This is a genomic window from Luteimonas viscosa, assembly GCF_008244685.1.
In the GTDB taxonomy this organism is placed as follows: Bacteria; Pseudomonadota; Gammaproteobacteria; order Xanthomonadales; family Xanthomonadaceae; genus Luteimonas; species Luteimonas viscosa.
Genome location: NZ_VTFT01000001.1, coordinates 2,434,530 through 2,457,946 on the forward strand (window position 1 = coordinate 2,434,530; position 23,417 = coordinate 2,457,946).

The 23,417-nt window shown below is 69.3% G+C and carries 31 protein-coding genes; 7 read left to right on the plus strand and 24 right to left on the minus strand.

Annotated elements, in window-relative coordinates; genetic code table 11:
* Positions 1-16 precede the first annotated feature (16 nt).
* Positions 17-913, plus strand: coding sequence for a cytochrome c oxidase subunit 3 (locus FZO89_RS10750; protein WP_149103251.1), 897 nt, complete (start codon positions 17-19; stop codon positions 911-913).
* Positions 914-1,191: 278 nt separating this feature from the next.
* Here FZO89_RS10750 and FZO89_RS10755 read toward each other — a convergent pair whose 3' ends face one another.
* Positions 1,192-1,422, minus strand: a complete 231-nt coding sequence (locus FZO89_RS10755; RefSeq protein ID WP_149103252.1) for a twin transmembrane helix small protein — start codon at positions 1,420-1,422, stop codon at positions 1,192-1,194.
* A gap of 65 nt (positions 1,423-1,487) precedes the next feature.
* Between FZO89_RS10755 and FZO89_RS10760 the strand changes: the two genes are divergently transcribed.
* The 4 genes from FZO89_RS10760 to cyoE all read left to right on the plus strand — a co-directional run bounded on the left by FZO89_RS10760 (position 1,488) and on the right by cyoE (position 5,170).
* The gene (locus FZO89_RS10760; RefSeq protein ID WP_149103253.1) at positions 1,488-2,201 is read left to right on the plus strand and encodes an SURF1 family protein; all 714 of its coding nucleotides are present in this window, start codon (positions 1,488-1,490) and stop codon (positions 2,199-2,201) included.
* The gene (locus tag FZO89_RS10765; protein ID WP_149103254.1) at positions 2,198-2,767 is read left to right on the plus strand and encodes a hypothetical protein; all 570 of its coding nucleotides are present in this window, start codon (positions 2,198-2,200) and stop codon (positions 2,765-2,767) included. Before FZO89_RS10760 ends, FZO89_RS10765 begins: the two co-directional genes overlap by 4 nt.
* Positions 2,767-3,981, plus strand: a complete 1,215-nt coding sequence (locus tag FZO89_RS10770) for a COX15/CtaA family protein (protein ID WP_149103255.1) — start codon at positions 2,767-2,769, stop codon at positions 3,979-3,981. Before FZO89_RS10765 ends, FZO89_RS10770 begins: the two co-directional genes overlap by 1 nt.
* 250 nt (positions 3,982-4,231) lie before the next feature.
* The gene (gene cyoE / locus FZO89_RS10775; protein ID WP_149103256.1) at positions 4,232-5,170 is read left to right on the plus strand and encodes a heme o synthase; all 939 of its coding nucleotides are present in this window, start codon (positions 4,232-4,234) and stop codon (positions 5,168-5,170) included.
* A 434-nt stretch (positions 5,171-5,604) separates the two neighbouring features.
* Here the strand turns inward: cyoE and FZO89_RS10780 are convergent, their stop codons facing one another.
* On the minus strand, positions 5,605-5,991 hold the full coding sequence (locus FZO89_RS10780) for a hypothetical protein (protein ID WP_149103257.1): 387 nt from the start codon (positions 5,989-5,991) through the stop codon (positions 5,605-5,607).
* Positions 5,988-7,226 (minus strand): DNA/RNA non-specific endonuclease, encoded by a 1,239-nt coding sequence (locus FZO89_RS10785; protein WP_187471126.1) that lies wholly within the window; start codon positions 7,224-7,226, stop codon positions 5,988-5,990. The genes FZO89_RS10780 and FZO89_RS10785 overlap by 4 nt, the downstream gene beginning before the upstream one ends.
* Positions 7,227-7,521: 295 nt before the next feature.
* Between FZO89_RS10785 and FZO89_RS10790 the strand changes: the two genes are divergently transcribed.
* Together FZO89_RS10790 and FZO89_RS10795 are read left to right on the plus strand one after the other, a co-directional pair.
* Complete coding sequence (locus FZO89_RS10790) at positions 7,522-9,903, plus strand: circularly permuted type 2 ATP-grasp protein (RefSeq protein WP_222928113.1); 2,382 nt, start codon at positions 7,522-7,524, stop codon at positions 9,901-9,903.
* Positions 9,904-10,134: 231 nt separating this feature from the next.
* Positions 10,135-11,016 (plus strand): transglutaminase family protein, encoded by an 882-nt coding sequence (locus FZO89_RS10795; protein WP_149103260.1) that lies wholly within the window; start codon positions 10,135-10,137, stop codon positions 11,014-11,016.
* Positions 11,017-11,520: 504 nt separating this feature from the next.
* Here FZO89_RS10795 and FZO89_RS10800 read toward each other — a convergent pair.
* From FZO89_RS10800 to FZO89_RS10895, 21 genes are all read right to left on the minus strand, one after another.
* On the minus strand, positions 11,521-12,036 hold the full coding sequence (locus FZO89_RS10800) for a DUF1993 domain-containing protein (protein ID WP_149103261.1): 516 nt from the start codon (positions 12,034-12,036) through the stop codon (positions 11,521-11,523).
* A gap of 115 nt (positions 12,037-12,151) precedes the next feature.
* Complete coding sequence (locus FZO89_RS10805) at positions 12,152-12,505, minus strand: DUF2200 domain-containing protein (protein ID WP_149103262.1); 354 nt, start codon at positions 12,503-12,505, stop codon at positions 12,152-12,154.
* 31 nt (positions 12,506-12,536) lie between these two features.
* Positions 12,537-12,911, minus strand: coding sequence for a DUF1330 domain-containing protein (locus FZO89_RS10810; protein ID WP_262378608.1), 375 nt, complete (start codon positions 12,909-12,911; stop codon positions 12,537-12,539).
* Between the two features lie 104 nt (positions 12,912-13,015).
* On the minus strand, positions 13,016-13,495 hold the full coding sequence (locus FZO89_RS10815) for an SgcJ/EcaC family oxidoreductase (RefSeq protein WP_149103263.1): 480 nt from the start codon (positions 13,493-13,495) through the stop codon (positions 13,016-13,018).
* Positions 13,496-13,566: 71 nt separating this feature from the next.
* Complete coding sequence (locus FZO89_RS10820) at positions 13,567-14,091, minus strand: GNAT family N-acetyltransferase (RefSeq protein WP_187471127.1); 525 nt, start codon at positions 14,089-14,091, stop codon at positions 13,567-13,569.
* 25 nt (positions 14,092-14,116) lie between these two features.
* The gene (locus FZO89_RS10825) at positions 14,117-14,527 is read right to left on the minus strand and encodes a VOC family protein (protein ID WP_149103265.1); all 411 of its coding nucleotides are present in this window, start codon (positions 14,525-14,527) and stop codon (positions 14,117-14,119) included.
* 377 nt (positions 14,528-14,904) lie between these two features.
* Positions 14,905-15,120 (minus strand): DUF4287 domain-containing protein, encoded by a 216-nt coding sequence (locus FZO89_RS10830; protein ID WP_149103266.1) that lies wholly within the window; start codon positions 15,118-15,120, stop codon positions 14,905-14,907.
* 323 nt (positions 15,121-15,443) lie between these two features.
* Positions 15,444-15,875 (minus strand): SRPBCC family protein, encoded by a 432-nt coding sequence (locus tag FZO89_RS10835; RefSeq protein ID WP_187471128.1) that lies wholly within the window; start codon positions 15,873-15,875, stop codon positions 15,444-15,446.
* A gap of 175 nt (positions 15,876-16,050) precedes the next feature.
* Positions 16,051-16,428, minus strand: coding sequence for a VOC family protein (locus FZO89_RS10840; protein ID WP_149103268.1), 378 nt, complete (start codon positions 16,426-16,428; stop codon positions 16,051-16,053).
* Between the two features lie 171 nt (positions 16,429-16,599).
* Complete coding sequence (locus FZO89_RS10845) at positions 16,600-17,205, minus strand: GyrI-like domain-containing protein (protein WP_149103269.1); 606 nt, start codon at positions 17,203-17,205, stop codon at positions 16,600-16,602.
* 42 nt (positions 17,206-17,247) lie between these two features.
* Positions 17,248-17,592: a hypothetical protein gene (locus FZO89_RS10850; RefSeq protein ID WP_149103270.1), complete on the minus strand. Its 345-nt coding sequence runs from the start codon at positions 17,590-17,592 to the stop codon at positions 17,248-17,250.
* A gap of 85 nt (positions 17,593-17,677) precedes the next feature.
* Positions 17,678-18,073: a GFA family protein gene (locus FZO89_RS10855; RefSeq protein WP_149103271.1), complete on the minus strand. Its 396-nt coding sequence runs from the start codon at positions 18,071-18,073 to the stop codon at positions 17,678-17,680.
* A 58-nt stretch (positions 18,074-18,131) separates the two neighbouring features.
* Positions 18,132-18,503, minus strand: a complete 372-nt coding sequence (locus FZO89_RS10860) for a nuclear transport factor 2 family protein (RefSeq protein ID WP_149103272.1) — start codon at positions 18,501-18,503, stop codon at positions 18,132-18,134.
* Between the two features lie 199 nt (positions 18,504-18,702).
* Positions 18,703-18,879, minus strand: coding sequence for a hypothetical protein (locus tag FZO89_RS18545; protein ID WP_187471129.1), 177 nt, complete (start codon positions 18,877-18,879; stop codon positions 18,703-18,705).
* A gap of 118 nt (positions 18,880-18,997) precedes the next feature.
* Entirely contained in the window at positions 18,998-19,429 is a 432-nt protein-coding gene (locus tag FZO89_RS10865; protein WP_149103273.1) for a GFA family protein, read from the minus strand.
* A gap of 118 nt (positions 19,430-19,547) precedes the next feature.
* Entirely contained in the window at positions 19,548-19,850 is a 303-nt protein-coding gene (locus tag FZO89_RS10870; RefSeq protein ID WP_149103274.1) for a putative quinol monooxygenase, read from the minus strand.
* A 264-nt stretch (positions 19,851-20,114) separates the two neighbouring features.
* Positions 20,115-20,573 carry a GNAT family N-acetyltransferase gene (locus FZO89_RS10875; protein WP_149103275.1) on the minus strand — a complete coding sequence of 153 codons (459 nt, stop codon included), beginning with the start codon at positions 20,571-20,573 and terminating at the stop codon, positions 20,115-20,117.
* A 166-nt stretch (positions 20,574-20,739) separates the two neighbouring features.
* Positions 20,740-21,171: a bleomycin resistance family protein gene (locus FZO89_RS10880; RefSeq protein WP_149103276.1), complete on the minus strand. Its 432-nt coding sequence runs from the start codon at positions 21,169-21,171 to the stop codon at positions 20,740-20,742.
* 236 nt (positions 21,172-21,407) lie between these two features.
* Complete coding sequence (locus tag FZO89_RS10885) at positions 21,408-21,938, minus strand: nuclear transport factor 2 family protein (protein WP_149103277.1); 531 nt, start codon at positions 21,936-21,938, stop codon at positions 21,408-21,410.
* Positions 21,939-22,058: 120 nt separating this feature from the next.
* Complete coding sequence (locus tag FZO89_RS10890; protein ID WP_149103278.1) at positions 22,059-22,607, minus strand: hypothetical protein; 549 nt, start codon at positions 22,605-22,607, stop codon at positions 22,059-22,061.
* Between the two features lie 86 nt (positions 22,608-22,693).
* Positions 22,694-23,389 carry a hypothetical protein gene (locus FZO89_RS10895; protein WP_149103279.1) on the minus strand — a complete coding sequence of 232 codons (696 nt, stop codon included), beginning with the start codon at positions 23,387-23,389 and terminating at the stop codon, positions 22,694-22,696.
* Between the last annotated feature and the right edge of the window lie 28 nt (positions 23,390-23,417).

Consider the following 23,417-nt stretch of genomic DNA (forward strand, 5'->3'; position numbering starts at 1 on the left):
AATCCGGACCCACGCCATGGCCCAGGCCCACGACACCACCGCCCATCACGCCAGCGACCCGAACGTCTACTTCGTGCCGCACGGCAGTCGCTGGCCGGTGTTCGCGTCGGTCGCGCTGTTCGTGGCCATGCTCGGCTTCGCCAGCTGGCTCAACGACGCCAGCTGGGGCAGGGCGACGTTCCTGGTCGGCGTCGCGGCGCTGGCCTTCATCCTGTTCAAGTGGTTCGCCGACGTGATCCTCGAGTCGGTGTCGGGCTACTACAACAAGCAGGTCGACGTGTCGTTCCGGATGGGGATGGTCTGGTTCATCTTCTCGGAAGTGATGTTCTTCGCGGCGTTCTTCGGCGCGCTGTTCTACGCCCGCCAGTACGCGTTGCCGTGGCTGGGCGGCGCCGGCGACGGCGTGGCGACCAACTACCTGCTGTGGGACGGTTACAGCGCGGCCTGGCCGACGGCCGGCCCGGGCGAGGTCGGCGGCACGTTCCAGACCATTCCGGCCTGGGGCCTGCCGCTGCTCAACACGCTGATCCTGCTCACTTCCGGCGTGACGGTCACCATCGCCCACCACGCGCTCAAGGCCGGCCACCGTACCCAGCTGCTGGTGTCCCTCGGGCTGACCGTGCTGCTGGGCTGCCTGTTCCTGTTCTTCCAGGTCGAGGAGTACGTGCACGCCTACCGCGACCTCAACCTGACGCTGGGTTCGGGCATCTACGGTTCGACGTTCTTCATGCTCACCGGCTTCCACGGCCTGCACGTGACCCTGGGCACGCTGATGCTGGCGATCATCTGGCTGCGCTGCGCCAGGGGCCACTTCACGAAGGAGAACCACTTCGCGTTCGAGGCGGTGGCCTGGTACTGGCACTTCGTCGACGTGGTGTGGCTGGGGCTGTTCCTGTTCGTCTACGTGCTTTGAAGCCGGGAATCGGGAATCGGGAATCGGGATTCGGGAAAGCGACCGGGCACGGGATCGCCCTGCAGGAGAGCGTCGGCATGCCGGCGCTTTCCGCTTTTCCGGCCCGGCGGTCCGCCTGGCTTGTCATTCCGAGCGCCGGGTTTGTCATTCCGAGCGCCTGGTCTGTCATTCCGAGCGTAGCGAGGAATCTTCTGTCCGCAGCCGATGATGCAGGGATTCCTCGCTGCGCTCGGAATGACAGCGGAGGAGACGGCGATGGCCGGTCCCGCCACTGCCGTTCAGGGGTTCGGGTTGCTACCCACGCCGTGAAACTCGATCCAGCCCATGTAGTTGGCCAGCACCACGAGCCCGATCAGCGCCACCGACAGCGCGATGCGCCTGGTCAGCGCATTCACCGTGCGCTTGCTCTGTCCCTTGTCGACCAGCATGTAGTAGAGGCCGGCCCCGAGGTTCCACAGGATCAGCGCCAGGAAGGCGACGATCAGCAGGGTCTTGAGCGAATCGTTCATCACCGCCTCCGCAGGCGCAGCGCGCGCATGTGGCCGTCATTATCGCAGCCCGCGGGAGCAGCGGCGTGAGCCCACGCACCGCGCGCATCGCCGGCTGGGCGCTGGCACTGCTAGCGATCGCCGCGTTCGCCTCGCTCGGCCGCTGGCAGCTCGCGCGCATGCACCAGAAGCAGGCGGTGCTCGATGCCGTGGCGGCGACGCTCGAGCAGCGGATCGCGCGGCCGTTGTCGGCCGCCGCCGACCCCGACCGCGCACGCGACTACGACTGGGCTGCGGGCGAGGGCGGGTTCCTCCCCGGGCCCGCGGTGCTGCTCGACAACCAGCAACGCGACGGCCGCCCCGGCGTGCGCGTGTACCGGCTGTTCCAGCCGGTCGGCGCGGCGCCGCTGCTGGTCGAACTGGGCTGGCTGCCGGTGCCGCCGGACCGCGCCATGCCACAGGTGGCGCCGATCCGGGGCGTGCAGCGCGTGCAGGGCCTGCTCGCACCGCCGCCTTCCGCAGGCCTGGCAGACGCGACGCCGGCAGCCACCGGACACGGCGACCTGCTGGCGATCCGGCTCGACGGGGCGGCGCTGCCGGCCCGGCTCGGGGTCGAGGCGCTTCCGCCACGCGTGCTCAAGCTCGATCCCGACCTCCCCCTTGGCCATGCGCGCGATCTCGACGTGCTGCCCAATACCCTGCCTCCCGAAAAACACCTCGGTTACGCCGTGCAATGGTTCGGGCTCGCCCTGGCCGTGCTGGCGACCGCCCTCATACTGACCTTCCGGCGCCGCCGATGAACGCTCCCGTCCCCACCAGGCAACGCAACCGCAACCGCGGCATGCTGGTCCTGATCGTCGTCATCTTCCTCGGCAGCGCGGTCGTTGCCGGCGCGCTGCGATTCTCCGGCTGGCGCCCCGCAGGGACGAAGAACCACGGGGAACTGCTCGACCCGCCCGGCGACCTGCGCGGGGTGGTGCCGCGCCTGCAGGGCGGCGGCGAGTACGCCTGGAATCCCGGCGAGCGCACCTGGCGCATCGCGCTCGCGCCGGCCGGGGACTGCGGCGCGCCGTGCGTGGACCTCTCGCGCCAGCTCGACACCGTCTGGCAACTGTTCGGCCATCGCGCCGACCACGTCCACATCCTCTGGATCGGCGCGGCGCCCGATGGCGCGGTGCGCAATACCGCCTGGCGCGAGGTCGCGCCCGATCCGGCCCTGCTGGCGGCGCTGCCGCGGCGAGATGCCGCCGCAGGCACGCCGGTGTACGTCATCGACCCGAACGGTTTCGTGATCCTGCGCTACGCGCCCGGCTTCGATCCGGGCCACCTGCGACAGGACATGGCACGCCTGCTGAAGCTGAAATGATGGACACCCCGCATCCCGCCCCGTCGCGTCCGCAGGTCTACCGCCACTTCCATCGCATCGCCTGGCTGGCGGTCGCGCTGACTTTCGGCGTGATCGTGTTCGGCGCCTTCGTGCGCCTGTCCGACGCCGGCCTGAGCTGCCCGGACTGGCCGACCTGCTACGGGCGCGCCGCCTGGCCGCAGGCCGCGCAGGACGTGAGCGACCACGCCGCCAGCGCGATCCGCCCGTTCGAGACGGCCAAGGCGTGGCGCGAGCAGGTACACCGCCACCTCGCCGCCACCCTCGGCGTGCTGGTGCTGGTGCTGGCGCTGCTGGCGGCGCGCCGGCGCAGGTTCGGCGTGGCCACCGTGCTGGTGGCGTCGGCGCTGGTGGCCGCCGCGATCCCCCTGTACATGCGCGGGCAGGTGCTTCCGGCGCTGCTGGTCGCCGGGCTCGGGGAGGCGCTGCTGCTGGTCGCGGCGCTGCGCTGGTCGGGCATCGGTGGCGCGCGCGCGGGTGCGCCGGCGGATCTCGCGAACGTCGCCGCCTTGACCCTGGCGGTGGTGATCTTCCAGGCGCTGCTCGGCAAATGGACGGTGACGATGCTGCTCAAGCCGGTGATCGTCATGGGCCACCTGCTCGGCGGCATGCTCACCTTCTCGCTGCTGGCGTGGATGGCGTGGCGCGCGACCCACCTGCCGCTCGTGCACGCCGATGCCGCGCAACTGCGCCGCTGGCTGCTGGCGGGGGTCGCCGCGCTCGGCGTGCAGATCGCCCTGGGCGGCTGGGTCAGCGCCAACTACGCCGCGCTCGCCTGCGGCGCCGGCGGCTGGACCACGGCGCAGCCGCACTACGCGGACTTCCCGAAGTGCGTCGGCCAGTGGTGGCCGACGACCGACTTCCGCGAGGGCTTCGTGCTGTGGCGCGGCGTCGGCGTGGACTACGAGGGCGGCGTGCTCGACGGCGCCTCGCGCATCGCCATCCAGATGGCGCACCGGCTGTTCGCGATCGTGGCGGCGGCCATGCTGCTGGCGGCGTCGTGGCGCCTGGCGCGCATGCCGGGCCTGCGCGGCTGGGCGCTGGCACTGGCGCTGCTCACGCTGGCCCAGGTGCTGCTGGGGGTGCTCAACGTCAAGCTGTCGCTGCCGCTGCCGGTGGCGGTGATGCACAACGGCGGCGCGGCGCTGCTGCTGTTCGTGCTGGTTTCCCTGCTCGCGCGCCTGCGGCGGCCTTAGGGCGCCGCAGGCCCGACATGACGCACGTGCCGCCGGCCATAATGCCTGCCTGGCCAACCACGCCGCCTACGGCGCGCCGCCGCCAGGCCCCGGAGCCATCGCGCATGACGCCAGGCCGGCAAGGCCGACCATGCACAATGGCCGGCTGGCTGGCACCTCGTTCCTGTCGCGCCCGGCTGCAGAAACCCCGCCCTGCGCCGACAATCGAACCCTGCTTCATCGCGCGCCGGCGCCCGCCCCACGGAGATCGATGAGTTCCTCCAGTTCCACCGACGTTCGCCAGTACTGGGCGCTGACCAAGCCGCGCGTGGTGGCGCTGATCGTGTTCACCGCGCTGGTGGGCATGTTCCTGGCCGTGCCCGGCCTGCCGCCGTGGCGCGAGACCGTGTTCGGCCTGCTCGGCATCTGGCTGGCGGCGGCGTCGGCGGCCGCGATCAACCACCTGATCGACCAGCGCATCGACAAGGTGATGGTGCGCACCTCCGACCGCCCGCTCGCCACCGGCGCGCTGCGCCCGATGCAGGTGCTTGTGTTCGCGGTGGCGCTGGGCGCGCTGTCGATGGCGCTGCTGGTGGCGCTGGTGAATCCGCTCACCGCCGCGCTCACGTTCGCCTCGCTGATCGGCTACGCGGTGGTCTACACCGGCTTCCTCAAGCGCGCCACGCCGCAGAACATCGTCATCGGCGGCATCGCCGGCGCCGCCCCGCCGCTGCTGGGCTGGGCCGCGGTGACCGGCATGCAGGGGCGGTGGGACTGGGCGCACGCGCTGCTGCTGGTGCTGATCATCTTCGTATGGACGCCACCGCATTTCTGGGCGCTGGCGATCTTCCGCCGCGACGACTACGCGCGCGCGCTGGTGCCGATGCTGCCGGTCACCCATGGCGTGGAATACACGCGCTGGCAGATCCTGTTCTACACCGTGCTGCTGTGCGTGGTGACCCTGCTGCCGGTGGCGGTCGGCATGAGCGGGCTGTTCTACCTCGGCGGCGCGGTGGTGCTGGGTCTGGCCTTCCTGTGGTACGCGTGGCGCCTGCTGGATCCGCCGGACGAACTGTTCGCGATGAAGGTGTTCAACTATTCGGTGGTGTACCTGATGGCGCTGTTCGCGTTCCTGCTGGTCGACCACTGGCTGCTGCCGTGGCTGGAGCCGGCGACGGTGCAGGCGTTCGAACTGCAGCGGGTCGACTGAGGACGCGCCGCCCGGTGCCCCCCTAGGCCGCGGCGATCTTCCTTTCTCCGGCGGGGCGGGAAGGTGCCGAAAGGAAACCGACCCTCCTTCCCCCGCAGGGCGGGGAAAGATGCCGAAGTGACACCTTCCCTTCCTTCCCCCGCTCTGCGGGGGAAGGAAGGGAAGGCGCGTGGCACGGCGCCGGCGCCGTGCGATCGGGAGCGGTGGACGGCGGCCCAGCGTCCGCCTCGCAACGTTGCTGCTTGCTCCTCCGGCTCGCGCGATCAGCGCCTATCGGCAGAGGGTGCCGCAGGGCGGCGGAACCATGCCGCAGGCGCGAACAGGTGCGTCGCTTCAGAAAGGCCCTCACCCCGACCCTCTCCCGCAAGCGGAGAGGCTGGCAGGAACGCATGCGGCAAGGAGCGCCTGCGCCTGCATGGAAACCGTCGCGTCGCTTATGCCGGGCGCGCGCGCTCCGCCACTTCTGACAATGTCGCCGGCGTGATCTCCCACCGCTCCGCGTCCTCGTACACGAATTCGGCATGCAGCTTGCCGCCCGCGCGCCTGAGCTGGATCACGCACACCGTCCACGGCGCCTTGCCTTCCGCCTGCGTGGCTTCGCGCAGCTCGTCCAGGCGCGCGCCGATGGTGTCGAGTCCGGTCTGCGGCGTGGCCGCGCGCGGCGCTTCGCCGTCGCGATAGCCGAAGCCGCTGATCCGGCGCGCGCCATCGGCGTAGGAGACGATCAGCGCGTAACCGTCGAGGTCGTGCCCGGCGGTGGCGATGTCGCGCACCAGCAGTTCGCCGATGCCGCGGATCAGCGCGTCCTTGTCGGCGCTCAAGAGCGCATTCCGATCATGTCGTCCATGTCGTTGCGCGCGATGCGGTCGAACACCTGGCCGGCCTCGTTGTCGAACACCATCAGCTGCGGATCATAGACCGCGCGCCCGGTCGCCGGGTCGATCACCTCGTAGTCCACCCGCACCTGGTCCGGGCGCTGCACGTTCGCGGGCCCCAGCGCGATTTCGATCCGCACGTCCATGCCCTCGGCCAGCCAGTCGGCCCATTCCTGCTCCATGCCGGCGAACACGCGCTGGTTGAAGTGGCTTTCCTGCGGGAACATGTTGACCGGCCCGTGGCCGTTGACGAAGCGGTAGGCGATGACGTGGCCGACGTCGTCGCCGCTGCCCTTCATGTCGTTGTCGCTGCGGAAGCGGCTCTGCGCATTGCCCTCGATGCGGTCGGAATCTCGGCCACCGCTGCCCGGCTCCCAGGTCAGGGTGGCGTCGGCCGACACCGGCCGGCCCTTGCCATCTAGCGTCCACACCACTTCATTGGTCTCGCCGCTGCCGGTCTGGGTCACGATGCCGGTGATCTCGCGGCCCTCGACGTCCTCGGCGATGCGCACGCTGGCGTCGGGCACGGTGCCGTCGAGCAGCATGCGGCTGTAGCCGGCGCGGTCGGCGCCGGCCGGGTCGTCGAGCATCGCGGTATGGCGGGTGAAATCCTCACGCTCCGCCGGGTACGACGCCGGCCCGCCGTCGCGCGGCGCATCGAACAGCCGGTTGTCGCCGGTCATCACCCGCAGCTCGCCGTCTTCGGTCATCTCCAGCGACAGCCGCAGGTCGTCGATCGACGCGAGGTCGTTGGCATCGGCCAGCGCACGGAACGAGGCCTCGAGCGGGGTGCCGGCGTAGTCGCGGCCGAACACCTCGATCCGGGTGCGCGGCGGGATCGTCGCCGGGTCGAAGGGATTGACCTCGCGCAGCTGCGCCGGCGATGCGTTCTCGTTGCGGATCGTGACGTCGTAGCGCACCGGCACCGTCTGCGCCTCGACACCCGGCGCCGACACCTGCATCTCGCCCGAGGCCGAGTAGGTGGTGTTCCACTGTTGCGCGTTCTCGCCGGTGATGCGAACCGAGGCCGGATCCAGTGCGAATTCGACCTCGGCCGGGTCGGCGGCGAGCAGCGCGGGATCGAACCCCGTCGCCTGGCCGGCATCGGGCCGCAGCGCGGGCAGGCCGGGCCACTGGGACACCGGCGGCGGTGGCGGGAGGCGGGTCGTCTCGTAGCTCATGCGCGGGCCGGGCATCCGGTGCCGTACGGCACCCTCGGGAGCGCAGGTTAACCGTCGCCCGCCGACGGCGACATTGGGGAAAACCCGGGGGCAGGAGCGCCACGACGGGCCGCAGGGAGCGCCCGTCGCCGTCCCGGGCGCGCCGAGCGCCCATGCCCGGCGTCGAACCGGCGGTCACACCCCCGCCCCTATACTCTGCAGTCCGAACCGCGCCGGCGCAGGGTCCGCTTCCCGGGTGTGCGCAGGCGCGATCGATCACCGGATGGACCAACCCGCGATGTCCGCAGCACCGCCAATGTCGGGTTCCGTCGGCGACGGCCTGCACTCGCGCTACCGCACCCTGTGGGGCGGGGTCGACGAGATGCTCGATGCCGACGGCAGCCTGCGCCCGGTCTGGCGTCGCTTCGTGCACATGCTCGACGACCTGACCGAGACCGAGCTGGCCGCGCGCTTCGCCCGTGCCCAACAGTACATGCGCGATGCCGGCGTGTATTACCGCGCCTACGACCACCCCGGCGGCCCGCGCGAGCGCGAATGGCCGCTGTCACCGCTGCCGGTGCTGATCGATGCCGCGGAATGGCGCGACATCGGCGCCGGCCTGGTGCAGCGCGCCGACCTGCTCGAACGCGTGGTCGCCGACCTGCACGGCCCGCAGCAGCTGGTCGCCGACGGGCTGCTGCCGCCGGAGTTGATCGCGGCCAATCCCGAGTTCCTGCGGCCGATGGTGGGCGTGCCGCCGCGCGGCGGCCACTACCTGCATTTCTGCGCGTTCGAACTCGGGCGCGGGCCCGACGGGCGCTGGTGGGTGCTCGGCGACCGCACCCAGGCCCCGTCCGGCGCCGGCTTCGCGCTCGAGAACCGCGTCGCCACCGTGCGCGCGTTCCCGGACCTGCCCGAGGACATGCACCTGCATCGCCTCGCCGGCTTCTTCCGGCGCTTCCGCGACGCGCTGCTGGACCTGGCCGAGGGCCGCATGGGTGCGATCGGCGTGCTCACGCCGGGCCCGAACAACGAGACCTACTACGAGCACGCGTGGATCGCGCGCTATCTCGGCTTCCTGCTGCTGGAAGGCGACGACCTCACCGTGCGCGACGGCGCCATGCACGTGCGCACCGTCTCGGGCATGCAGCCGGTGAGCGTGCTGTGGCGACGCGTGGATGCCGCCTTCGTCGATCCGCTGGAACTGCGCGCCGATTCCTGGATCGGCACGCCCGGCGCGGTCGCCGCCTTGCGTGCGGGCTCGCTGTCGATGGTCAACGCACTGGGCTCGGGCGTGGTCGAGACGCGCGCGATGCAGGCCTTCATGCCGCGCATCTGCCAGGCGCTCACCGGCCGCGGGCTGCAGCTGCCGGGCATCGCCACCTGGTGGTGCGGGCTGGCCGCCGGGCGCGAACTGGCGGTGGCGCAGGCCGACCGCATGCTCATCGGCCCGGCGTTCTCCACCCGACTGCCCTACGAGGATCCGCAGGCCACCCTCCCGGGCGCGCAGCTCGATCCCGACGAACGCCAGCGCCTGCTGCAACGGCTGCAGGTCGAGGGCGCGCAATGGGTGGCGCAGGAAGCGGTGACGCTGTCGACCACGCCGGTGTACATCGACGGCCGGCTCGAACCGCGCCCGTTCGTGCTGCGCGCGTTCGTGGCGCGCACGCCCGACGGCTGGGAAGTGATGCCGGGCGGCTTCGCGCGCATCGGCGCGCAGGCCGACACCCGCGCGATCGCGATGCAGCTCGGCGGCCAGGCCGCCGACGTGTGGGTGGTGGGCGAACGCCCGGTGGTGCAGGAGACGCTGCTGTCCGGCGGCTACCTGCAACGCCGCGACCCCGCGGCCCTGCCCAGCCGCGCCGCCGAAAACCTGCTCTGGCTCGGCCGCTACACCGAGCGCAGCGAGGCGATCGCGCGCATCCTGCGCGCCTACCACGTGCGCCTGGCCGAACTCGGCGACCATCCGCTGCCGCTGCTCGACGTGCTCGGCGAATACCTCGACCGCATCGGCATCGACGTGATCGACCCGATCCCCTCGGGCCTGCTGCGCAGCCTCGACGGCGCCGCCACCAGCGCGGGCCGCATCCGCGACCGCTTCTCGCCCGACGGCTGGGGCGCGCTGCACGACCTGTCCACCACCGCCAACCGTTTCGCCGAGCGAGTCAGCGCCGGCGACGACGCCAGCCGCGCGGTCACCGTACTGCTGCGCAAGCTCGCCGGCTTCTCCGGCCTGCTTCACGAGAACATGTACCGCTCCACCGGCTGGCACTTCCTCGAGATCGGCCGTCGCATCGAACGCGGCGTGCAGCTCGCCGAACTGCTCGGCCTGCTGTTCCACGCCGATGCGCCCGCCGGCCTGCAGCAGGCGCTGCTGGAGATCGCCGACAGCGTGATGACCCATCGCAACCGCTACGGGGTCAACGCCGGCGCGCAGAGCGTGCTCGACCTGCTCGCGCTCGACGGCGCCAACCCGCGTTCGGTGATGTTCCAGGTGGACGTGCTGCGCGACGCGTTCGCGCAATTGCCCGCCACCGGCGCGCCGCACGCGATGCCCGACTTCGCCAAGCAGGCGATGCGCCTGCACACCGAGATGTCGATCCGCGACGCCGGCACCGTCGACGCCGCCTGCCTCGCCGGCCTGGCGCGCGACATCGCCGGCCTCTACAACGGCGTCTCCCGCGCGTATTTCCAATAGCCTCCATGCCCCTGGCCGACGCGAGACCCGACCCTCACCCCAACCCTCTCCCGCATGCGGGAGAGGGGGCGAAGAGTGCTTTAGAGGGGGCGAAGAGTGCCTTGGAGGGGGCGAGGAATGCTTTTCTTCCCCCGCGGCGCGGGGGAAGGTGCCGAAGGCGGACGGGGGCGCGCCGCAGGCGCGTGCCGCAACGCCGATCCGCCGCATCTCCATCGCAGCTCCAGGCCCGCCATGCGCTATGACATCCGCCTGCGCCTGAGCTACGCCTACCAGCGGCCGGTGGGCGACGCGCGCCACCTGGTGCGGGTGCAACCGCGCGAGCTGCCCGGCATCCAGCACGTGCAGGACCTGCGGGTGCGGATCGAGCCGCAGCCGTCCGAGCGCAGCATGTTCGAGGACTTCTTCGGCAACCCGGTGCTGGCGATCGCGCTGCGTCCGCCGCACCAGACGCTCGACGTGGAGATGCGCGCGCATGTGCGGGTGGAGCGCGACACCCAGTCGCACCTCGACCTCTCGCCGGATCCTGCGGGCCTGCAGGCCGAACTCGCGACGCTGCGCTCGCTGGCACCGGACGCGCCCTGCCATTTCCTGCCCGCCAGCGTGCGCGCGCCGCTGCTGTCGCGGCTTACCGACTACGCCCGCGGCAGCGTGCGCCAGGGCGGCAGCGTGCTGTCGCTGGTGCAGGACCTGGGCATGCGCCTGCGCGGCGATTTCGCCTACGATCCCGACGCCACCGAGGTCGACACTCCCGTCGGCGAAGCCTTCGACATGCGCGCCGGCGTCTGCCAGGACTTCAGCCACATCATGATCGCGGGGCTGCGCGGGCTGGGCATTCCCGCCGGCTACGTCAGCGGGTTCCTGCGCACCGTGCCGCCGCAGGGCCGGCCGCGGCTGGAAGGGGCCGACGCCACCCACGCCTGGGTGCGCGCCTGGTGCGGCGTGCAGATGGGCTGGCGCGAATTCGATCCCACCAACGGCATCCATGCCGGCGACGACCACATCACCATCGCCTACGGCCGCGACTACGCCGATGTCTCGCCGCTCGCCGGCGTGCTCAAGACCACCGGCGCGCAGACCGGCACCCAGGCGGTGGACGTGCTGCCGCTGGATTGAATCCGCGCCGGAGTGCCGCATTGGCGTGCATCGATGCGCGACGCCGCGCGGACGGCTCCCGCGCGAACGGCTCCTCTACGCACGTTCGATGAAGAACCAGCGATGGCCCTCGAGGTCCTCCGCGCGGTAGCGGCGCCCGGGCGGACCCTCCTCGATCTGCGACAGCACGGTCGCGCCCGCGGCCCGCGCGTTCGAAGTGGGCGTCGAGGCGGTCGACGTATACCAGCACGCCGTCGATCACCCATGGCACCGCCGACCAGCGGCGCGCCTGCGCGCAGTGCTCGCGATGCCGTCGCGGACTCTCGTAGTCCGGCGTCGGCGAGGCCAGCATCACCAGCCCGCCGCCGGTCTCGAGTTCGCCATGCGCCAGACGCCCGTCGGGTCCGGTCATGCGCGTGCGCTCGACGAAACCGAAGGCCGCCACCAGCCAGTCCATCGCCGCCACGCCGTCCTCGTAGGACAGCATCGGCACCACCCCCTGCGCCTGCGTGGGGGTGGCGGCCATCAGCTGGCCTGCCGCACGTGCGGCCTCAGGAAACGCATGTAGTCGGCCTTGCCGACCGGCACGCCTAGCTTGCGCAGGATCGCGTAGGTCATGGCGATGTGGAAATAGAAGTTCGGCAGCAGGTAATCGCTCACGTACAACCGCGCCGGGGTTTCGCAGTACATGCCCGGGCCGAGGCCGGTGCGCTTGGATTCGTCCAGCCGCGCATCGTCGGCCTGGATCGCCGCCACCCGTGCGCGCGTGTCGAGGATGTAACCCCGCGCCGTCGCGATGCCGGTCACCCCGGGATCGAGCAGTTCGATCGGCTGGCCGGCGCACCACTGCGAGAATCCGAGCGGCTGGTTGCAGGCGAACGCGATCTGGGTGCCGAGCGGAAACATGTCGGGCGCCAGCCGCTCGCCCAAGGCGGCATCGATGTCGGGCAGGTGCGCCTGGCCGACATCGAGGATGTGGTCGAGCGTGTCGAGGCGGGTGCTGAAGATCCGCTGGATTTCTGCGATTTCGGTAGTGCCCATGCGTGGGTCCTGTGATGGAGTCGGGGGGGGCGAGGGGGCGAGGCGCCGGGCGACCGCTGCGCCGCAGCCGGCATCTTATCCGCAGCGCGCGTGCGTTCCGCACCGAATGCCCTGGTCACGAACCGCGCAGGATCTTCTCCATCGGCTTGCCCTTCGCCAGTTCGTCGACCAGCTTGTCGAGGATGCGGATCTGGCGCATCAGCGGGTCTTCGACCTCTTCCACGCGCACTCCGCACACCACGCCGGTGACCTGAACGCTGGCCGGGTTGGGCTTCGGCGCCTTCGCGAAGAACGTCTCGAAATCGCTGCCCTGCGACAACTGCCGTTCCAGTCCCGCCCGGGTGTAGCCGGTCAGCCAGCGGATCACCTGGTCCACCTCGGCCTGGGTGCGGCCCTTGCGCTGCGCCTTCTGCACGTACAGCGGGTACACGCTGGAGAATTTCGTGGTGAAGATGCGGTGTCCGGCCATGTCCTGCTCCGTGTTCGTGTGGTGGGTGCCGTCAGCCGCCCTCGACGCCGAGCCTGGCCAGCAGGTCCGCGCCGCGATGTCCCTCCGCGACGCCCTGCACCAGCAGCAGGTCGCCCTGCGTGTGCTCCGTTCGCAGCGGGCGAATGGCGGCATAGGCGGGCGAGTCGTACCAGGCCTTCGCCAGCGCCATCGACGGGAATTCCACCACCACCACGTCGCCGCTCCAGGTGCCTTCCATCGTCTCGCAGGCACCGCCGTGCACGCGGTACTTTCCCTCGAACGGCGCGAGCGTGGCGTCGACCCGCTGCAGGTATTCGCGGATCTCCGGCCCGAAGCGCGTCTCGCGGAGCAGGGCAATGGCGTAGGCGGTCATCTCTTCCTCCAGGTCGTTCGAGCGGCAACGCATGCGATGGTGACGCCTGCCTGGCGCGCAGGGAAGCGAGCGCAGCCGGGATCGGTGCGATCCCGTCCAAGGGGCGCGGCGCAATCGGAGCGGAACAACGCACCGTGTCAGCGCGCGACGCCCTTGTTCGAATTATGGCTGGCCCGGATCCGCCATCTGCCACCCTCCTCGACCGTGAGCCAGGTGAACAGGCCCTCCCGTGGCGGGCGTGGCGTGCCGTCGTCGTTGTGATCGCCGCGTAGCCCCCATTGCACGTGGACCACCGCCACGCCCGGCCGGACCACGGCCACATCGATCGCCTGCACGCTGAGCACGCTGTCCTTGAACTTGCCCGCGTGGACGCGTGCGTGTCCGTCGACGATGGCCTTGCGACCCCGACCGCGGTAGCCATCGACATTCACCCAGTCCGCATCCCCGGTGACCAGTTCGCCCAGGGGGACCATGTCGTGCGCGTTCCACACCGCCTCGAATGCCGAGGCCAGCGCCCGGTTGGCCGCTTCCGGCGTCGCCTCCTGCGCGTGCGACAGCCAGGGCAGGAGCAGGAGCGCAGCCAGGAGCAGCCGAGAGGTCGTTGGTTCGTGCGTCATGCGCGCCTCCACGTGTGCGCCCCTGTGTGTGTTGTGACGGGATGGGCGACACCGCCCGGCCAATGCACTGCCTACCAGGGCAGCCCGCACAGGTCGACGACGGCCGGGTCGACCGCGTCCCCGGCCGGGTCCAGCAGCATGCACTCCGCCGTCCACGTACGCATTCCTCCGGGCTGTTCGAAGCGCACCTCCGCCGACACCCGCTGCCAGCCGAGGCGTTCGTAGAACGGCACCAGCGCCCCGGCACACAGCAGCAATCCGTAGCGCGCAGCCATCGCCGAGAACCACACCTGCCCGGTGGCGGCCAGCAGTTCGGACGCCAGTCCACGCCCGCGGTAGGGTTGCGTGGTGATCAGGTTGTGGAGTCCCGCCACCGCGACCGGTTGCCCGTCCATGCGCACCACGCGCTCCACCAGATGATAGAAACAGGCCAGTTCGCCGCGGTCGTCCGTGCCGAGGAACGTCCAGTCCGGCGTCGCCCAGCGGGTCTCGCGTACGATCGGGAACCGGTCGAAGGCCTCTCCCGCGAGCGCGCGCAACTGCTCTCGCCGCGCCTGCGGCAGGTCGTGGTGGCGATGCCGTTCGATGGCGAGCATGCCGTTCCCGGATCCGGCCGGTTGGTCAACGTGTTTGCTGTCGGGCGGCATATTGCAGCAGGTCCCACTGGTTGCCGTAGGGGTCGCGGAACACCGCCACCGTGCCATAGGGTTGCTCGGCCGGCGCGCGCACGAACTCCACCCCCGCGGCGCGATAGCGAGCGTAGTCGCGCTGGAAGTCGTCCGTCTGCAGGAACAGGAACACCCGGCCGCAGGCCTGGCGGCCGACGCAGGCGAGTTGTTCCGCGCCCACGGCGCGCGCCAGCAGCAGCGAGGTGCCGCCATCCCCCGGCGGCGCCACCACCACCCAGCGCTTGCCCGGTTCCGGTTGCGGCGAATCCTCCACCAGCCGGAACCCGAGCGTGCCGACGTAGAAGCCGATGGCCTCGTCGTAGTCGCGGACCAGCAGGGCCACGTGGGCGATGGATTGGGACATGGCGAAGGCGCGACCGTGGTTCGGACCCGGCTGGATCCGGGCGGGCGGAAGAGGCGGCAACGCGGCGGGCGCCAGGCATGGCCTGGACCGGACGCGATTCGGCGAAGGTGAGTGTAGAGGACGGATTGCCGGCCGACCCGGGCGACCCGGGAGCCCCGCTCGCACTGGGACGTCGGCCGGAAATCCCTCACGCATGGGCCGGAAAGTCTTGCGCGCTGAGCGGAAAGTGTCGCACCGGGACAAACGCCCGGCGCTTCGAGCAGGAACCCGCCCCGCGCTTCAGCAACAAACCCCGGACGCACCGGGCATGAGCCCCCGGCGTCGAGCAACATGCCGGCGCAGCGGACGTGCGCGCTGCCGCGCACCCGAGCGCAGCGCTAGCGTTCCGCCTGCGCCTTCCGGTACGCCACCAGCGCATTCGCGTGGCCGTGGCCGATGCCGTGTTCCTGCTTGAGGAACGCCACCTGCCCCATGTGCGCGCGGTCCCGCACCGTGTCCAGCAGCGCCAGCCAATGCGCCACCGGCTTGCCATAGGTTTTCTCGATCGAAGGGAAATAGGACGCCGGTCCGCTCACCTTTGCCTGGCCTGCCATGGGAGTGCTCCTTGTCGGGGAATGTGCCGCAGCGCCCCGGCGCCACGCCGGCGGCGATCTGCTGCATTCCGTTGTCGACGATCCAGCAGGCGCCGGATCGACGCTAGTGCCGGTGCGGCGCATACGATGGCGCCGGGCGCAGCACGCGCCACACCGACACCCGCACCGCGCGCCTGCGCGGTTTCCCAACGGTGTGGAAGGCTGCATCCGAACCGCGTCTCCCGCGCCACGAGCATGACCCCCGCCAGCGCCGGCAAGCGCAACAGGGAAGAACACCGCACGAATCCGACGGGAGGCCGCATGCAACGCATCGAACGAGGCCTTCAGCCGGCCTCGGACAGCGCCCTGACCTGGGCCAGGATGCCTTCCCAGCTGCCTTCCGAACGGCTGCGCGATGCCTCGTCGCGGTAGCCCTGCTGGCGCACCGTCAGGGCCGTTCCGTGCGGCGTCTCCTCGAGCGCGTAGGTGACCGTGGCGTAATGCTCGGGACGATCGTCGAGCCCACAGGCACCGCCGTAGTAGCTGTAGCGCAACCGCGCGGGGCGCTCGACCTCGAGCACGACGCCGTGGTCCTGCCATGGTTGCCCCTGGTACTCGCCGCGGAAGATCACCGCGTTGCCGACGGTCCAGTCGGTGACGAGCTCGGCTCCGAACAGGTACTGCCGCACGTACTCCGGCTGGGTGAGAACGCGCCATACGGTTTCGCGCGGACTGTCGATGGCGATGCACTTCGAGGCGACGAGACTGTGGTCCACGTGTTTCCTCCTTCGGCCTGGCGAGACGATCGATGTCCAGGCGGATCCCGGTCGGCGCACGATTCTGGCACGGCGCGACGACGCTCGCCTGCAGCGGCGCCGGACGAGCGTGGCGCCCGCACGCCACGCTGGCAGCGCATGAAACGGCGTCCACCAGGCGCGTCCGGGCGGCCGCTCACCCGGCGCCCGCGACATGGAAGACGCCGAATTTGTTGCCGTCCGGGTCGCGGAAGTAGGCGGCGTACACGTCGGGCCTGCGTTCACCGGGCGGCCCTTCGCAGGTGCCGCCAAGGCGCAGGGCGGTCTGGTGCACCAGGTCGACTTCGCGCGTCGAGCCTGCCTTGAGGCCCACCATCGTTCCATTGCCATGGGTGGCGGCCTGGCCGTCGTGCGGCAGGCAGACGGCGATGCCGCTGCCGGCGTCGCCCGGCTTCCAGAGGATGGAACGCGCGTTCCTCATCACCTGCCGCGCGCCGAACAGCGCGAGCAGCCCGTCGTGGAACGCCGCCGCCCTGTCCAGGTCGTTGCTGCCGAGGACGACGTTGGCGAGCATCCGGGCTCCCAGGCCGCGATGCGTCGCGGCGGATGAATGACGCGGAGGATATCCGCGAACCCGGACGCAGCGTACAGACGACTGGTCGAACCGTGCTTGCCCCGGTTGCGAGGCCGCAACGGAACAGACGGCCAGTGGCCTGAAACCCGCACCGCAGCCCGGCCCGCGTCCTCAGGCCATCGGCTGGCGGATGATCGTTTTCCACTTCGCCGGCGCCGCGCGGCGGATGTCGCTCAGGTAGATCTCGTGGTGTTTGCCGGCCAGCGCGCCGCGCTCGGCTATGAAGGCGTGCACGCGTTCGATCGTCGGTCCTTCCTCGCTGAAAGGACCCAGGTGCAGGGTCTGCGCGCAGCGGCCCTCGGCGAAGGTGTCCAGCCGCAGCCGGTCCAGCGCCGGCGACGCCTTCTTCCGCCGCACCTGCGCCATCGCCGCCTCGATCGTCGCGGCCTCCACGAACGGCGGCTGCAGGATCATCATCGTCCACTGCCATCGCGCGCGATCGTTGGCGGCGAAGGCGGACAGGTCGTCCGACCACCACAGGCCCTCCAGCGGCATCACCGCGTAGTCGGGTCCGCCTGCACGCTTGAGCATGAACTTCGCCGTGTACGACACCGAGAACAGCGCCTCCACCGCCTCGGCATACGCCGGCGAGGTATTCGGGTCGCCCTGGCCGTCGATCATCAGGAAGCGCAGTGGCGGCACGTCCACCTCGACCACGGCCTTCGCGGACGGCGCGTAAAGGTGCTTCAACTCCTTTTTCAGGTCGATCCTGGACATGCCGGTCGTGTCGGGTTCCGGTGCCGACTTACAGTCGTCGCCTCAGCGCACCGCCGCCGCGCACCGTGCGGTCAGTGCGTCGAGTTCGTCCAGCAGGGTCGCATCGACCGCCGTGAAGTTGAAGCAGGACTTGCCCTGCATGCGCTTGCGCAGCGCCGGCGTGATGCCGGCCAGCAGGCCCGGATCCTCGTACACCGGCATCAGGTGGTAGCTGATGTAGGACTTCTTCGCCTGCACCGCACCGAAGAACCTGGGCTTGCCCCTGGGCTGCGCGGGCGCGAGTTCCACGTAGAGGTGGTCCGGCTCATCCGTGCGGATCGACATGCCGGCCGCATGCCGGCGAAGCAGTGCGGACAACGTCGCGAAGACCGGATCCGCATCGTGCATGGCCATCCTCCAGGCGCCGCGGGCAGGCGCATCGATGATACCGGGCAAACGGCGCCATGGCCGCGCGCCCGGTTCGTGCGCGGTCTCAATCGTAATGCTCGATGCCCTCGGGCAGGCGCACCCAGGCGTGCATCCGGTCCTCGTAGACCGACACCGTCGGTGGCGGGAAGCCGGGGTCGGCGAAGGTCCCGACGGGAATCGCCACCATGTCGGGGAGTGCTTCGGGCCGGTAGAACACCGTGACCCCGCACACCGGGCAGAAGTGGAACCGCGCCCGGCCGCCCTCGTCGCCGATGCGCACGTATTCGGTGCTGCGGCCTTCGATCGCGACCGTGGCGGCCGGGAACCTGGCTTGCGAGGCGAACACGCTGCCGGTGCGCCGCTGGCAGGCCAGGCAGTGGCAGATGGAGATGCGCACCGGCTCCGCGTGCGCGGTGGCGGTGAGTTGTCCGCAGCTGCAGGACGCGTGGTGGGTGGGCATCGGCAGGGCTCCGGTTGAGCGGGCCGTCGCAAGACCGTCGGCGCGTGCGCGATCGGGCTCAGTCGCCCAGGTAGCGTTCCGGCACAGCGATGCCCTGCTGCCGGAAGAACGAGAGTTGGTCGAAGTAGCCGCGCTGGAACACGATCATGCCGTCGCGCACCCGGAAGAAGCCGCAGCCCCGCAGGCCGCCCGGGTCGCGCCATTCGAGGATCGCCCACTCGCCATCCTCGAACAGGTTCTCGACCAGGCAGGTCATGGCGGCGCGGCCGAACTCGACCTCGAACATGCCGCGGATGGCCGCCCGGCCGTGCAGCGGTTCCATGACCACCTGGTGGTTGACGGCGTCGCTCGCGTAGAGCGACGCCAGGCCCTCGACGTCGCCCTCGTTGAAACGACGGACCCATTCCTGGACGAGCTGCTTCGGTGTCATCTGCCACTCCATTGCCGGTGGAGGCCGGGGACGACGTGCGCCGGATACCCACGATCCCGCCCGCGACCCCGGCCGTCAGCGCAAAGAGTGCCCGACCCGATCCCCGGAGGCCAGTCGCGGCAGCGCAATTCACGCGGGATATTTCTCGGATGCCGCCCGGCGGAAAGGTCGCGGGGTGGCCTCTCAACCGGCCGGGACGTCAATCCTCCGGCTTGCCGCCGGCGGCCTGTGCCAGCGCGAGGATCAGGGCAACGACGATCAACATGCCCCCGGCAAGCCGGAAGCCGCCGTTGTCCGTCCACCTGCCGATCGCCAGAACGAACAGCCCCGCCACGAGCAGCGCCCAGGTGGTCGACTCGATGTTCCGCAGTTTCATCCGATCCTCCGGCCCGGCTCGCATGCGACGGGCGCCGGCCGATGGCGTGCATGCCCCGCACCCGGCCGGTTTGCGGCACGGACCCCACCCGGACGCACCGGCAGCCGCATCGCCACGATCACCTGTAGTCGTCGACGAGGGCGCCATCCGAGGAAGCCTCGTACTGCGGTAGGCCATCGGTGATCTCGTAGAAGTCGCATTTCTCGCCCACGAAGATGTGCCCGATCGTCCTGAGCGAGGTCGGGCCGTCCAGCGAGCCGGCGATGATGCCGGTGGCGTCGAGATCGAACGGCTCCCAGAACAGGCTCGACCCGCACACGCGGCAGAAGCCGCGCCGCGCGATCCTGGAGCTGGCGTACCAGGCCAGTCCGGCGTCGCGGGTGATCGTGATGTTGACCTTGCGCGCCTTGGAGTGGGGCCCGAAGCTGCCGTGCAGCCGCTGGCACATGCTGCAATGGCAATTGACCACATCGCGCAGGGGACCTTTCACCTCGTAGCGCACGGCTCCGCACAGGCAGCCTCCGGTCGTGGTTTTCACGCTGTCGGTCATGTCCAATCTTCCCGTCGTGCTGTGCCAGGCCGCACCGCATGGCCGCGGCGGCAGGCATGTCCAGCGCCTTGCGCGCTCGTCTGGTCCAGATGAAGCCGCGTCGGCCCCTCGCGATTCGCTAGCCCGGGACCAGGATGCCATGGCCACCGACCGGCACCGTCTCGACGTGCTGGTCGAAGGCGGCGATCAGCGGCCTGCCACGCGCGATCGCGTCTTTCACCGAGGGCAACGACAACGACGCCTTGTGGCTGGCCTGGCTGTCCCAGGCCTCGGTGACCCAGATCGCGTCCGGATCCGCCGGATCCTGCGCGACGATGTAGCTGAGGCAGCCGGGCATGCCGGACACCCCCTCGAGCAGGATCGAGACCAGGGCATCGCGTTGCCCCGGCACCGCTTTCATCTTGCCGATCAGTCCGTACATGGGCGTGGCTCCGGTAGGGGTGGCGCAGGCAGGAAGGGCGAGGCCGACCGCGCCGGCTGCAACGAGCCCGATGAACTCGCGTCTGCCAGCCATCATCACAGCCGGCCTGGAACGAACGGAATCACGACCGCTCCTGCGAAGCGGTGGCCGCCGCAGTCGCGGAAACGACATGAATTCCTCGGGCCGCGGTCCGGCAACATGGCGCCTCCGGCGCGCATGATGACAGCACCCGGGCCGAGCTGTCCCGGTAGCGATCGTTCGGCTTCACCCCAGTGGTTTGACGTACTTGAACCATTCGGCACGATATCCCATGCGCTCGTAAAGCCTGCGCGCTCCCGCATTCCCTGGGAGCACGTAGAGCTGCATCATCCGGTAGCCCCGGCACCGCGCCCAGGCCTGCGCAGCCTGCACCAGCGCCTCCCCCACCCCCTTGCCCTCCGCCTCCGGTGCCACGACGAGATCGGACACGTGTCCGATCGGCGACTGCGTGTAGTAGTCGGTGACCGTCCTGGCGTGCACGAAGCCGACCACCACGCCGTCCTCTTCGGCCGCGAGCATCGCACTCTCCGGCGAGGCATCGTCGATGGCGGCCGCGATGGTCTGCAGGTCCACCGCCACGACCTGGCGCTGCTCCCGCCCCGCAGGCGTGCCGCACTCGGCAAGCCGCGGCACGAGGGCCAGGATCGCTTCGCGGTCGGCGGGCGATGCGGGGCGGATGTTCACGACACGGTCTCGGGTCTGTGCTGGCCGCCCGACATCTTATGGCTTCGATTTCTCCCGGACCAGGCGTCGGGAGTCCGGGGTACAACCCGCGGAAAACGCCATGTCTGCCAGATGCCGATCCGGCGCGTCCAGAGAATCCAGGCAGCGGTGCGCTTCGGGTGCAGATTCACCCGCTACCAGAAGTTGTCCCCTGGCCTTCGATGCCCTGACCGATCCTGAACACGTGTCCGTCCGGATGGCGAACGTGCATCTCCCTCACGTTCCACGGCATGTCCGTGGGCGGCCAGGTCACTTCGATCCCCTGCTCGAGACAGCGTTGATGAACCTCATCGACGTCGTCTACCCACAGCGACATCCACACCGCCTTTTCAGCCGCCTCGTTGGAACCGGGACCGAATGTCGCCGGATAGCCACTGGCGCCCCGGCCACCCTGGCCGCCCTGGCAGAGGAAAATCTCGCAATGGCCCGAGCACACGCCGCCGAAGCTCGGTGGCGTACCCCAGTCCCAGCCCTTCTTCCATCCGAGCTTCCCGAACCAAGAGAAGGACTGCTGGATGTCGGAGACATTCAGAATCGGGGTCAGATGCTTGACGATCATGGGTGCCTCATGTGGCGCAGAACGCATCAACCATGCCCGCCCGCCCATCGGTGCGCAAGATCATGGAGCGCAACGGACGGAATGTCGGGCTGGACGAAGCCCTGGCGTGCCTGCGACGAGAACGGCAGGTCAGCAGAGGGGCGCGTCAGCATGATCCTGTCGTCCGGCAACCCGGGTTCGCAGCGATGAACACGGCAGCGGTGCCGGCACGAACGCATTGCTGGGCCGCGCGCCGTTCATTCGTCGGATACAGGATCCCGTTGCGACCATATCACCGAGATGATCTTCCAGCCGTCCTCGGTGTGCACCAGGTGCCACATCTCGCGGCCCCAATGGGCTTCTTCCCCATTGCGCAGAGTGGAATAGTCGAAGTTCACGGAAGCGACCAATCCATCCGTATCTATGGTTACGTTCCGAAATACTTCCTCGAGCGATCCTGAATCAACTGCGGTTGTCGCATCGATCATGGCGAGGTAGGTGTTCTCCGGCCACCTGACGACCCGACTCGCCTCGGGTGCGAATTCCTTGAACCGGGCGACCCTCGTATCGTCGTCCACCATCTGCCATGTCACATGCTCGGGCTTGTCGGAAAAAAAGAGCTCAACGAACGTTGCCTTGTCCTTGTTGATGATTGATGTACGGAACGCTTCCACAATCTCACGAATCGCGGCCACGTCTCGGGGTTCGTTATGGGCCGCTACTGCGGGTTGCAGGCTGGCTGACAGTAAAACAAAAGTAATAAAGGCAATCTTCTTCAGAGGCGACATGTGGATTCTCCGTGGCCTAACACCCAGGTTAGGCCGAGACGCGTAGTGGAGCCGACCACATGGCAAGCTCAATCTGCCATGTGATTGGCGAAACGAAGCGGTTTCGGCTTGAACGCATTGTCAGCTGCCAGCGGGTGCGTTCTCTAATCTGAGCTTGGCGCCGCTGATCAGAGGACTGAACGGATCTTCGGCCGACATTTTGAGGTCTGCCCAGAAGGTGACCTCACGGGCCTCCGGGGGAGCCGTGGCGAAAGGGGCGCGGACACTCAACTCAAAGGTCTCCGGTGCGCCCGTCAACATGAATCGTTGGAGTTCTCTCAACTCCTGGACGCCCTCCGGGCTCAATGCCAGCGAGTAGGTGGACACCGGCACGTCAGGGCGGAAAAGACCGTTGGAGCGGGACTCTTGCCTGACGCCAAGCAGCGACAGAGCCATCTGGCCGCGGCGGGTGCCCCCCGAGCCTGAGAGGGTAAGGCTTAACCGGCTCTCAGCCAGGTCCAGCTCAAACCCTCTTGAGACCGAGAGCTCGAGCCGAACCTGTGTCGGGTCCACCTGCACCAACGTACTTGGCGACATGGAGGACAGGCTCAGGGCCGTGGAAAGAGGGATGGATGTGCAACCAGCGACTACGAAAGTCGTTGCAAGTATCAATCCTTTCAGAATGCGCATAACTCTCATCGGCAGCTACTACCTGGGTCAGCCGCGCCACGAAGTGACGTCGGCTTGGACGAACCGTTGGATGCGCGGTGGCCAGGCTATTGGGTGCTCAGATTGTATTCCTGACGAATCTTCAACGGATGAGCCGAGCGTGCGGGATCGGGCGGGAACTTGGTGAGCAGCCCTGCGGCAATTGCGCGCTCCCTCATGCGGTTACCGGCACCCTCCGCGCTTTCCATCTCCACGGCGCTGACGGAGCCCGCCGCGTCAACTTGCATGACCCACACCAGGCGCCCGATGTACTCGCTGGCGGGAATCTTCGTGTCGTAGTTTGGTCGTCCCAAGACGTAAGGGCGCGACCCTTGCGCATAAAAAGGCGCGTCCTTCAGCGTCCTTGCGACCTCGATGGTCTTCGCCCCTGCCAGCGTCTCACTGATGTAGACGTTAAAGGTCCATTCGCCGGCGGTCCCCGTTGTGCCCAGCTGTGCTTTGTAGCAGCGCTTTGAGCCACGGAAGTCCTCGTGCACCTGCCTGTTCACGAGCTTGCCGGATGCATCAACGACCTCAATCGTCAGGACGTCCTCCTCACGCCAGTCGGTCAGCGCCGCCACACACACACGATGGTCCTGAGCAGGCTCCAATGTGAAGCCGTAGGCTTCGGCTCGCGCCAGTGCGCTTTTGGGGGGAGTTGCCCACAGGAACTCTAGGTAAGCGTCGTCGCCGGCCCAAGCCGCACTCCACGCCGCGGGCAGCACCAACACAGCAAGCACGGCTGAGCAGGTTTTTGCCTTCATCGAGCACTCCTGTAGCTTGAGAAGCGGA